8 protein-coding genes are annotated in these 12401 nt (G+C 36.0%); 1 reads left to right on the top strand and 7 read right to left on the bottom strand.

Annotated features, from left to right (window positions below):
* The 5 genes from ACIQ2X_RS08225 to ACIQ2X_RS08205 form a co-directional block, all read right to left on the bottom strand.
* Positions 1 to 2113: Z1 domain-containing protein (locus ACIQ2X_RS08225; RefSeq protein ID WP_396178447.1), on the bottom strand; the 2113-nt coding region annotated here is incomplete at its 3' end.
* Entirely contained in the window at positions 2110 to 3579 is a 1470-nt protein-coding gene (locus ACIQ2X_RS08220; protein WP_396178446.1) for an ATP-binding protein, read from the bottom strand. The genes ACIQ2X_RS08220 and ACIQ2X_RS08225, both read right to left, overlap by 4 nt.
* 117 nt (positions 3580 to 3696) lie before the next feature.
* Positions 3697 to 4935, bottom strand: coding sequence for a DNA cytosine methyltransferase (locus tag ACIQ2X_RS08215; protein ID WP_396178445.1), 1239 nt, complete (start codon positions 4933 to 4935; stop codon positions 3697 to 3699).
* Entirely contained in the window at positions 4925 to 5146 is a 222-nt protein-coding gene (locus ACIQ2X_RS08210; protein ID WP_396178444.1) for a helix-turn-helix domain-containing protein, read from the bottom strand. Before ACIQ2X_RS08210 ends, ACIQ2X_RS08215 begins: the two co-directional genes overlap by 11 nt.
* A gap of 165 nt (positions 5147 to 5311) precedes the next feature.
* The gene (locus tag ACIQ2X_RS08205; RefSeq protein WP_396178443.1) at positions 5312 to 9250 is read right to left on the bottom strand and encodes a choice-of-anchor I family protein; all 3939 of its coding nucleotides are present in this window, start codon (positions 9248 to 9250) and stop codon (positions 5312 to 5314) included.
* A gap of 371 nt (positions 9251 to 9621) precedes the next feature.
* On the opposite strand from ACIQ2X_RS08205, the gene ACIQ2X_RS08200 reads away from it, so the two are divergent.
* Positions 9622 to 10797, top strand: coding sequence for a T9SS type A sorting domain-containing protein (locus tag ACIQ2X_RS08200; RefSeq protein ID WP_396178442.1), 1176 nt, complete (start codon positions 9622 to 9624; stop codon positions 10795 to 10797).
* A 307-nt stretch (positions 10798 to 11104) separates the two neighbouring features.
* Here ACIQ2X_RS08200 and ACIQ2X_RS08195 read toward each other — a convergent pair whose 3' ends face one another.
* On the bottom strand, positions 11105 to 11986 hold the full coding sequence (locus ACIQ2X_RS08195; protein WP_396178441.1) for a DMT family transporter: 882 nt from the start codon (positions 11984 to 11986) through the stop codon (positions 11105 to 11107).
* On the bottom strand, positions 11986 to 12336 hold the full coding sequence (locus tag ACIQ2X_RS08190) for an arsenate reductase family protein (protein ID WP_396178440.1): 351 nt from the start codon (positions 12334 to 12336) through the stop codon (positions 11986 to 11988). Before ACIQ2X_RS08190 ends, ACIQ2X_RS08195 begins: the two co-directional genes overlap by 1 nt.
* Between the last annotated feature and the right edge of the window lie 65 nt (positions 12337 to 12401).

Genomic DNA, 12401 nt, shown 5'->3' with positions numbered 1-12401 from the left:
TATCTTTAAGTAATAGGTATGTCTGCTTATTTGAATTAGAAAAAGACATTGTAATATCTTTAGCCCAAAAAAGTTTAGCGACACTTGTGATTGCTAATAATCCATGATGATTTCTAACTTTTAATGTAAAATCTTTGGGTTTTAAATTACGAGTAGTCATTTCATCAAAATCATATCTCATTTCTTCAGTAGCCATTGTTATATGGTTAAACCATTCATAAATGGTTTCTGTTGTATATAACCTACATAAATCTACATAACCTGGTCTATAACCAAACCATCTTCCCATTTGCATCAAAGAATCATACATTCTTGTTGTTCTTAAATAATAACTCGTTGATAAACCTTCTAAAGTTATTCCTCTAGCCAATCTACCTCCACCAACTGCTACTACAGACAAACCCTCGTCATATCTAGAATAATCAATTTCATCAATATTATGATACTCTAAATTTGTTGTTGAACGAGTTCCATGAACAGCACGAACATCAATTTTTGAAGCTGCTTTTTTTAATTCCGCTTTTACACTTTCCCAATCATGTAATTCAATTCTACTGTCTTTGTAATCTATATTTTCAATTACATTTTCGGTTGTAGGTAAGAAGTCATTATTGAATAATTCTTCTAATTCATTTAAAAATTGTGTATCGTTAGCACTTATATAATTTTTAAAATCTTTCATTCTTTCGTTAACCAAAGATGCCACTCTATCAATCCATTTAACATAAAGCGCAACATGAACTAACATAGAATTATGCTTTTTCTCATGACCTCTTAATCTTCTAATTGCACAAGTAAGAATAAATGATTTTAAAGCTGTTTCCAGACTTTCAGGTAAATATTCAGGTAAATCATCCTTATTGGTTTTATTTATTGTTCTAAAAAAAGGTGGGTCGTAATCATCAATAACTCTAAAAACATTCAAAGGTTCGTGAGTTTCACCAGTTATAGGATTTTCTAAACCAAATATTTTAGCTGCTCCAATATAATTTTTTGGAGCAATTATATTAATAATAAAATCTTTTGGGAATAAATCTTCACCAATAAAGTAAGTTTTACCTTTTACAACAGTAGTTAATTCATCATTGAAATCTTGCGGAATAAATAAATTAGCATAAGGTGTTGCAGTATATCCAACAAATGTATTTTGATCAAATACATTTAATAAAGTTCTAATTAACTTATTTATGGCTTTGATGTCATTTATATCTTTAGTTGCATTAACAGAAGCAGCATCAGCCTCATCATCAATTATCAACGCAGGGACATCAAATAATTTTGGTTGACCATTCACAACTCTAATATTAGAATCTTTTGAAAACCAATCTATCAAATTTTCAAGAATACTTTTGTTCTTTTTAATAACAAAAACAACTGGATTTTTTCCGATTGGAATATTTAATCTATTGGCTATACCTTGATTAAAATCTCCTTCGTCACCAGTTCTATAAAAAGAAGATGTTAACGAATAAATATCAGTGTCAACTTTATATTTACCAACTCCGATTATTTTATTTTCACCATAATTGTTAATATATGCAGAACTACTTTTTCCAATATAGCCTTCGTCAATTCTTTCTTGAGTTTGTCTTCTCAATGAGCTTATTGTTCCTGCAATAACAATAATTACTTTATAACCAGCATCAGTAGCTTTGTTAATTAAACCAACATAGTTTGATGTTTTACCTGATTGTACATGACCTACAACCATACCTCTTCTATCCCAAGAACCTGATTCTTTTGGATTATAACACTTATCTAATATTTTATCTGTAAAATCATCTAAATCATTAATAGGAAAAGAAGGATCTTTTTCGTGCATATAAGATTTATATCTACTCCACAATTCCCAATTAATATCATCTTTTCTAGAATAGAGCCATGGAGTAATATCTCCATTCATTTCTGTAATTGAACCTTTGCCTATACTGAAATCCGCAACTAATATTTCAAATAATTCTCTTTTATCAATTGTTTGACCAACTGAAGCCATTGTCGCCTCAACTCTGTCAATAATGTTCAAAATTATTTCATCTGTAATTTCTTCATTTTGTTTTGCATGCGACAAAAGTGTATGCGCTATTAATCTAGCCGAGTTCTTAATATCGTTCATATTAAATAGTCATTTATTAATGGAAATAGATTGAATGGAGTTGAATTCATTATTTGCTGTTTTGCTAAATTTTCTGGTATTCCTTGAGTAATATAAATTTTATATAACTCGACTGCTAACTGAATTAAATCATCACTAGGAATTTCAGGAATGCTTTCTAATTCATGAAAAGATGGATTCTCATTTTGATTGTATAAAATCAATTCTAATGGAATATTCTCTTCTATAAGTTTTAAAGCTTTTGAAAAAAGCTTATTCTCTTTTTCAGAATCAAGCAATTGTTTTATAATTGGGTGCTTCTTATTTATTTTATATTTTTTTATTCCTTCTCTGTTTGTTTCATCTTTCCATAAACTCTCAAAAGATTGACTATTATAATCTGAAGACACTGTTTTTTGACCTCTCCAATTATATATTTTTGCAGACTTCATTACAGCTATTTTAGCTATTCTGGCTAATTCTTTTCTTATTTCTATTGGTGGTGTTGCTGTTGATTTTTTTATATCAAGGTTCCAATCAAAATCATTTGCATTTGGAAAGTTAATAGCAATCCTGGCTAGTTTCGAATACTCTCTCTTTTTTTCAATTCCTAACCAATCTCCAGATACAAGTAATCTGTCACCACGATATATATAAAAACCTTGTTGTTGATACCATCCTAAAGGTCCACCCGATTTTTCATAATCTTCATTACTAATTTTTGACATATGAGGCAAAATAAAATATGTTACTTCAACATTGTTGATTAACACTTCTAATTGTCCCATTTCAGGCTTCGGAGTAAGGTTTAAAAGGAAAGGATTCCACGGTTCTATTTCATAAGTATTTGTAAAAATCTTGATTTTTTTACTTTCAATAAAACGATGAAAAACTAAACTTAAATGCTCATTTACGGTAGTCATTTCTTGATAGAAAGCATTTTTAACCGCCTCATTTTCAACTTTAGAATTACCTACAATTCTGTCTAATAATTCCCAAACAATAAAAGTTCCACTTTTTAATTTATCAACTTTATCTAAATAAGATACATCTGAAACATAATCTAATAAAGTCCATTCCTCTTCACTGTTTATAAAATCAATATCCCAACAACGCTTAATTGTAGCAAAACCTTCTTTCTTTGTGATAACTGTAAGCCTTTTACATTGCGAAAACGAAGCCGTTTTTAGTCCCATACCAAACCTGCCCAAGTCTTTTTCATCTCGAGTGTCTTCAGGATTTTTGCTTCCTGGAGTCATAGCAATAATTAAATCTTCTATATTCATTCCTTTCCCATTATCAAGTATAGAAATTACTGAATCTTTGCCTTTCCATGAAAAATCAATTTCAATAGTATCAGCGTTAGCAGAAATACTATTGTCTATTATATCCGCTATTGCAGTTGAAAGATTATAACCAAAACTACGATATGAATTTATTGTTGATTTTGGATTTGGTTTGGCGTTTTCGGCTTTGTATTGGTGCATAATCAGTAATTTATTGGAGCTTATTTGTTCTTTAATGGCATAAAATTCTTTAAATAGGTAATTTATAGTAACTCGGCACGGATAAATTTTTTGTAGAAATTGCTTTTAAGATTTCACTCACAGCATTTCCTTAATTTTCTTAGCAATTCCCTCTGCCATCAAAACCGGTACAGCATTTCCTATTTGTTTAAATGCTGTAGTTCTGCTTTTTTCAAAAAAGTAATCATCTGGAAATGATTGTATCCTTGCCGCTTCTCTTACTGTAATTGATCTATTTTGTTTAATATCGGGATGTATATAATAATGTCCATCAGCACAAATATGCGCCACAACAGTATGTGATACTCCAGCATGGTTTACAACTTGAAATCTATTTGTAAAAGACTTTGTATTACTATGTTTTATTAATCTTTCGGGTAATTCTGCATAGTTTAATCTTTTGTTTTCTGATACCCATTTTTTTACGGCTATTTTATAAATTTCTAAATCATTTTGGTTGTTTGGTCTTGCAATGTGTTGAGATGTAAAATCTACTCCATTTCTTATACCTGATTTTTCTAAATAAGTATTTGTTTCTTTAGCATATTCTACAACTCCCCATGCACCTTGACCATTTTTAATTTTTGGTAGGTCAGAAAACAAATCTTTTAATATTTCAAATTGAGGTTCATTTTCTTCAAAAAGAGGATACTTAAATTTTAAACTTTTCTTCCACCCAATGATTATTACTCGTTTCCGGTCTTGAAGTACCCCAAAATGTTTAGCATTTAAAACTCTTTTGTCTAATTCATATCCTGCTTCTTTAACAGCTTCAAATATCAATTCAAGATAACCTCCATTATTAGCCGATAAGATTCCTGGTACATTCTCAAAAACAAACATTTTAGGTTGATACCTTTTTAGAAATTCAACATAATATTTATAAAGATAATTTCTTGGATCTTCTGTCATTCCTTTAGGATCTCTTGCTCTACCAGCAACAGAATAGGCTTGGCAAGGTGGGCCACCAATTACTAGGTCAACTTTCTTTTTACCGAGTTCTTTATCAATTCTTTCAAAAATAGAGGGTAGTGTTTCAGCAGAAATTTCAGAATTGATAACTGATTTTATTAAGTTATCGGGTATTTTGTTCCAAAATTCTTCTCTTGAAATTTCCCCTTTCAAGTAATCGTAATATTCTTCAATTCTATTATTTTCTTTTAAGTAATGGAAAGCGGTTCTTGTTTTTAAAGTATCACAAGCATCTTTGTTCATTTCAACATGAGCTACTGGTTTAAAACCGGCACGTATAAATCCTTCTGAAAGACCTCCCGCTCCCGCAAAAAGGTCGATAAATCGTAGCGTTCTACTTTGCATCTTTAAAAAAATATTCAATAGGTTGGTTGTAATAATCAGCCAGTAGAAAAAGTTTGGCTGCACTAATTTTTTTTACTCCGTTTTCAATTTTGGATAGGTTACTTTGGCTCATAATTTTGTCTTCTTGTACTTTCATCTGTGTGAAACCTAGTGCTTCACGGGCTTTAACTAATTGATAGGATATGACTTGGTTTATTTTCTTTTCATTCATGGTTTTGGAATTAAAAATTATTCCATAATACAATATTCGTAATTAGATTTTGATATTCCATTTTGGAATAATTTAGCTTTTGTTAAGTGTTTTTTTTCCAAAACTTCCCCACAAAAAAAAAGCCCCCATTTCTGGAGGCTTCTCAATACTAATTTTTTTTAAAATTTAGTTCACCACTATTTTTTGAACCAATCCTTCGGATGTTTTTACAAAATACATTCCGGTAGAAAGATTTGAGGTATCGATGGTTTGTGCATTTTTGGCTTGGTAAATTAATTTTCCAGTGCTGTCAAACAGCTGGATGTCGGCCATTCGGTTAAAATACACCATTCCTTTATTCGATGGATTTGGGAAAACCACAAACGTTTTTGGGTTGTTGTTTTCAACATCGGGTGTCGAAAGCGTTGTGGCATCCACTTCAAAAATCGTGATGGTACCACTGATTTCATTGGAAACCAAAATGTATCCGGTATTTGGCGTCGGACTGTTGGCTGGTTCGATGTAAATGATTCCCTCAGCACCTTGATCGCCACCGTAAGTTGAGGTGCTTCGGGTGTTTTTGTAATCCACAAACGTAGGGTTGTTGGGGTTGGTAACGTTGTACACCATCACACCACCCACACGTTCCAAGGCTATAAAAGCAAATGCTTGATCGGCAATCGTAGCTACCGTAACGCCTTCTGGCTCTGGACCTTTGGCACGGCTTCTCACTTTTGGCGTATTGCTTTCGTGATCGGCATTGAAAATGGTTGGATAATTGGCGGCGGTGTAGCGTTCAAAATCATCGCCACTGTCAAAAACGATTTGCTGTGTTGCGGTATTGAAAATAGAAAACGAACGGGCTCCTACAGCATTGATCTCTTCAAATTCGGCGTCGGCATCTAAATTTCCATTCAAGTTTGTAGCTCTGAAACGACCCAAATTGTGGGATTGTTTCAACATGGCTGCATTTGGAAAAATAGTCGGATCCAGTGCATAAGCACTTGCTCCAACGGCAACCCGTTCTACCAAGCCTGTGTATTCTTTTTCGTCTCCTTCATTGGCGGTAACCAAATACGTCACGCCGCCCACGGTGTAGCTTGCCATAGAATCGGGAATGTAAAATGCTTTCACCGGCCAGTTGGCAATCAAAACTTCGTTGTTGTTGTCAGAAGCATCAAAGCCGTTTCCGGGCAAACTCATGTCTTTTGTACCCAATGCCCAAACGCTGGTATACGAATTGGTTGCCAAATTGATTTCGGCAATCGCATTGTTTTCTTGTAACGTAACCCAAGCTTTCTGGCTGTCGGCACTTACGGTAATAAATTCAGGTTCGAAGTCTTGCGATAATGTACTGGTCAATTTCAGTTTTCGAACACCTGAAGCAATCAATGCTGCTTCTTGTGCATTGTATGGTGTAAACAACAAAGTGGTTACGTTTCCTTGTGTCAAATTGGCAACACCACCCGAAATATCAATAATACTTACGGAACCTTCTGGGTCAATGGAATAATTGGCATTGGGCTGGCCTTCGTTGGCTGTTAAAACTTTAGTTCCGTCTGGGGTAAAAGTAAGCATATCAGGCAGATTTCCTACGGTTACTTGCTTCAAGAAAACACCATTAGTGTCGAAAAACACTACAGATCCGTTGAGCATTCCGTCGGTATTTGGCGAAGCCACGGCAACGATTCCGTTTTTAACGGCAACACTTGTAATGCCGCCGTAAGGAGCCATATTGATTGAAGTAATCAATGATGGAGCCGCTGGATTGCTGAAGTTGATGATGTCTAAGAAATTTGCAATCGCACTGGTGGCAAATAAACGCTGACTGATGGGATCGTGGGCGGTAATTTCGCACGTACTTGTATTGTTTCCCGAAGGATCAAAACTTCCCACGTAGTTCAATTCAATTTGTTGAGAAGGGGTTGGTGCTGCACTGTCGTTGTCGATGATGTAAATCGTAGCGAATGTGTCGCCTGAGATTGTTAAACCAACCGGATTTTCCAAACTCAATACAAAATATTCTGCCTGTTGTTCGGCAGTAGCGTCATCAATAATCGGAATAGTGATGGTTTGCGTCAATGCACTTGAACCTGTAAAATTTAATGTTTGTGTGGTCAACGTAAAATCGTTGGCATCAGCGGTACTGAATGGAGCTGCTTTTACTACCAAATCAACTGAAGAAACCGCTGGACTGTTTAAATTTATTACAAAACTCAAAGTTCCTGCATTCTCGTTTACTTTGATAAAATTGGATGCCAAAGAAACGCTTGTATTGAAAGCAAAGTTGAACGAAAACGGACAAGTCATGGCTACATTGCTGGAGTTTTGAATGTTGTCAATAACCAAAGCATAGTTTGTTGCTGCTGCAAAGGGCGTTCCGAATGTCAATGTCACGGTTGGACCTGCAACTACTGCCGAAGTTAAATTGGCTACACCCGAATAGTTGGCCAATGTTTGTGCCGAAGCCGCGTTTACGTCTTGGCTGAAAGTCACTTGAATCGTGTTGTTACTGGTTACCACAGCATTTAAGACTTGCAAGGTGCTCGGGAAATTCCAAGTTGGCCACGTTTGAGGTGCTGTTCCACCATCAACTGCGGTCCAATTGGCGGGATTTAAAATCGCCGTTTTCAAAGCTGCAGGCGTTCCTGATTGTGTACCGTTGTAAAATGCATTGACCGCATTTCCGGCAACATTTCCTGGAGCGGTACTGGTATTTAATGCCGATGTTCCGTCTGCTAATCCAGCAGGAATCATGGATAAACTTCCGCTACAAGAGGCGTTAGACGCTACCCATCCGTTGGAACTTAATGCAGTAATATAGTTTGGATTTGCAGCAGAACCGGTGTAAACAATCACTTGATCACCACCTGAACTCAATCCGAAACCAGAACCAGTTACGGTTCCTTTATTTGCAAGTAAAGCAGCAGTTTGTATCGTAATTACGGATCCTGCCGTTACACACTCATTCGCTCCTAAAGTCCACGTAATGCCATTAGAACATTGGGGTTGGGCATTGTTCGTGTATTTTGAATCGGTTAAAAAGATAAAAGTGCCCGGTTCGATATCGACTAAAGTAAGTAATGCTACTTCGTCTTCCGTAGCGGTTGCATTCATTCGGTAGCCTACAAAAACCATATCGCCCGCTTCAAATTGCGTTTGTACCGAAATGGTTGTGAAAATACCAGTTGATGCAACTGAAACGGCATTATTACTAAAATCTTCTACCGTATTGGGCAAAAGGGCTAGGTAATAGTTTTGCAAATTTGCCAATGCTGTCGATGGAATGATTGTAATGGTATTGTTTGCAAAAGTTGTAGTAAACGGGACCAAAGTTCCTGTAGCATTATTTAAACGCAACTCCACAACCGAAGCCGCATTGGTATTGGTCAAAGGATCATTGTTTACCAAGCGTACATTTTCATTAAAGGAAATGGTTGGTTGGATGTTGATGGCAACATTTGTAGCATTATTGGCAGGTAAAAGTACAGCTACAGGAGCGATGGTGTCACCGCCACCAATAGCGTTTCCGTCTGTAGTGAAATTGTCAAATCGGTTGTTGCCACCCGTTCCGCCTGGAAGTGCTTCAAAAGCAACTCTCAATTTGAAATTTGGATTGTTGTTTACGGCGGTATTTGATAAAAAATCAAAAGTAATTAAACCAGGATCGCCGTCGTTAGGAAGAACATTCGTGTACGGAAGATAAGTAGTTCCGTCGGTTGTGTAACTCCAAACTTGTGTTCCTGCACCTGAACCCGAACGACGGGTGGTAAATTTAACTATTATATTTTCAAATCCTGTTGTAGGCAAATCAAACTGCAATTGACCACCAATAGGATTGTTGAAACGCAAATGGGTTCCGGAAACGTCTCCATTTCGTGCGTTCAAATTCAAGACATTAAAGTTTTGTCCCGTTCCGCCTGCTGCATCTATAGTGCTTGTTCCGCCTGCGATAGCCAAAATTGCTGCACCTGCAACCACACTTTGAGATGGTGTAGTAATGGTTTGTACTGTTGCATTGTTATTGAAATTCCAATAGTGTACAAGTGATTGACCCCAAGAAGAGGTATGCATCACTACCATTAAAAGGAACAAGAGGCCTCTGGTTTTGTAGTTTTTAAACATTGTGTTGAGATTAAGTTAATTTCCCACAAAATTCAACTCAAATTGTTAAACCCGTTTTATGTAAAGAATAAGTAATGTTTAAAAGGGAGTTGCTGATTGTTTCGTAAAAGTTAAGGCGTAATGATTTGGATATTATTTGATGATTATTTGTTAACAAGGATTGTGCATTTTGATTACTATTGCTTGTCAAACAAATTCAAAATAATGAGCACTATTTTTATTAAAGATACGGGTTTAGGCACTTCATCCTCTTGTGTTGAGTTTTATCAAAAGTAAGGGCATACTTTTTAACGAGGCGAAAGATTTCTTACAGCTGTTTTATTGTGATTTACAATTATTTAGGAATATCTTTGAGGATAAATTATCAAACAATGGAGAAAAAAATTATTTTTATTGTACTAGCAAGTTTTTTTTTAAATTTTGGATTTGCTCAGGAGGTTTTTTTTGGAACGAATAATTATATAGAATATCAAAAAGGTACTTTGCCTATTGTAATTTCAGTACCACACGGAGGCGGTTTAGACCCGGTTTCTATTCCAAACCGAACTTGTAATGATCCTGTTTTTGCCACGGATGTAAATACCATTGAGACAGCTTTGGCAATCAAGCTCGCGCTTTTTGAGCAAACAGGTTGTTACCCACACATTATTATTTCGCACTTAAAAAGGGCAAAACTGGATTGCAATAGAAATGTTACCGATGGCGCTTGCGGAAATCCAGCCGCTGTTTTAGCATGGACAGAATTTCAGTCTTTTATTGCTACAGCTCAGAATCATGCTAATTTATCTTCAAATTCTAATACGCTTTTTATAGACCTACACGGTCATGGAAACCCTATCCAACGTATTGAGTTGGGATATTTGTTATATGATGACGAGTTAGCTTTATCTGATGCAACGTTAAATACCAGCAACTACCTCAATTACAGTTCGATCAAAAATTTAGCTTTAAATAACCAAAACAATGCGACACATGCCCAACTTTTAAGGGGTACAAACGCATTTGGAACGCTATTGGGTATCAAAGGATATCCTGCTGTTCCAAGCGCTCAAATTCCGTTTCCAGCTTTAAATTCCAATTATTACAGTGGAGGATATATCACAGCAAATCATACTTGTTATGCGCCAAATAATGCAGTTAATGGTTTTCAGATGGAATTGAACTTTTCAGGTATCAGAGATTCAGCAGCGAACAGGGAAATTTTTGCGGACTCATTAGCTGTAGTAATAGAAGATTACTGGCATACACACCGGAATGTAGAAATAAACTTGTGTGGAAATTTAAATTCAAAGGAGCACAACTTGGCAGCATTGTCCGTTTACCCCAATCCAATTTCTAATACTACACGTTCAATTCAAATTGTGGGTTTGCGCGAAGAAGAATATGAATATTCTATCCACAACTCTTTGGGGCAACTTCATAGTTTGGGTAAAATTATACATAAGGAGTTGGTTTTTGACGGACTTCTCCCAAATGGCATTTATTTTTTAAATATAAGAAATACCAAAGACGGTTTGAGCCAAGGGTGTAAACTTATCGTAAATTAAAGCCAGTGTGGATTGTTATCAAGCAGTTAGTGTTTATCTCTAAAGTAAAAAACTATTTTAGATTAGAGGCTGTTAAAGTAACCATTGTGAAACTATAAAGTTGAAAAAGACCAGTTTATAAGTACAGATGCTATAAATTCCCAAGTCAGTCCAAAAGAAAATGTAAAAACGTAAATACCCCCGATAGGGTTCAATCGCTATCGGGATCCGATTTTTCATCGGGGATAAAGGCGATAGCGGGAATATGTCCCGAAGCCTCGGAATGAAAAAACCTAAACTCCCGAAACTTCGGGACCGCTCCAAAAATTTAATTTTTCTTTTGAGTTACTAAAAATACGCCTGAAAAAATCAAAATTGCAGCACCTACTTTAACGGCATTGAGTTCGTCCTTGCCCAATCCGATGGCGAAAACAGTGGCAAAAACAGGTTGCAGGTAAATGAAAACCGCCACGGTGGTGGGTTTCAATTCACGCATCGAAAGTAGATTGAGCAAGTAGGTTAAAAACGTTGAAAAGAAAACGACAAAGCCGATTTTCCAAGCAATGTCAACAGGAATTTCTGCAAAGGCTACGGCTTGCAATTCGGTGCAGCCAAACGGTAAAACCATCAGGAATCCGAACAAGTAAATCCATTTGACAAAGGTAAATGCATTGTATTTTTCCATTAATTTTTTGACCACAATGAGGTAAAATCCGTATGAAATGGCATTGGCAAAGACGAGTGCATTACCCAAGTTGGCATTCGTAGCATCGCCAACCGATTTTCCGTACAGGATTAAAAATGCGGTTCCAACAAGTCCCAAGATGATCCCAAACACTTTGCGTTTGAGCATGCGTTCTTTGAGAATTAGGGCAGAAAGTATCAAGACGATTATGGGTGTGGTAACCATTAAAACCGAGGCAGAAATGGGTGAGGTCAAACTCAATCCTTTGAAAAAAGTGAGCATGTTGAACGCCACCCCAAAAAAAGCGGCAGCAATAATTCGGGGGAAATCGGCACGATCAATTTTCTCTTTGGGTACAAAAAACCAAATCAACCAAAACAGTACGACGGATCCTCCAACTCGCAAGACAATGAAGCCAAAAGGTAAAACGTAAGCCGGCATGACATCCTTAGCAATGGTAAACGTAACGCCGTAAATAATGGAGACAAATGTTGCCGCAAGTAAGGCCAAATATCTTTTTGACATTATTGTAAAGCTTGGGTAACTGCGTGAATACTGGGTTGGCTGTTGCCAATGTACACTTTTCCTTTAACGATAAAAACGGGACGACTCAAAAAAGTGTAGTGTTCGAGCAAGTATTTTTTATAGTCGGCTTCGGTTAAATTTTTACTTTTCAAATCCATCGATTTGTACAATTGTGCTTTTTTGCTAAAAAGCGCTTCATAACTTCCGGCAAGTTGATGTAATTCTTCCAGTTGTTCTTCGGTAACGGGATTTTGACGAATGTCTTGAAACTCCAATTCGGCCGATTTCGGGAGGTTTTTTATAATTTTCCGACAAGTATCGCAGGAAGCGAGGTAGTAAATTTTGTCCATGATGCTAGTTTAGGGTGCAAAGGAAATTTATTTTCTACTCAAAAAGTGTTATTTTTATCAAAAAA

The organism is Flavobacterium sp. (genome assembly GCF_044368625.1).
Lineage (GTDB): Bacteria > Bacteroidota > Bacteroidia > Flavobacteriales > Flavobacteriaceae > Flavobacterium.
The sequence above is the reverse complement of the archived record's forward strand: the minus strand, read 5'-3'. Positions and strand labels throughout refer to the sequence as shown.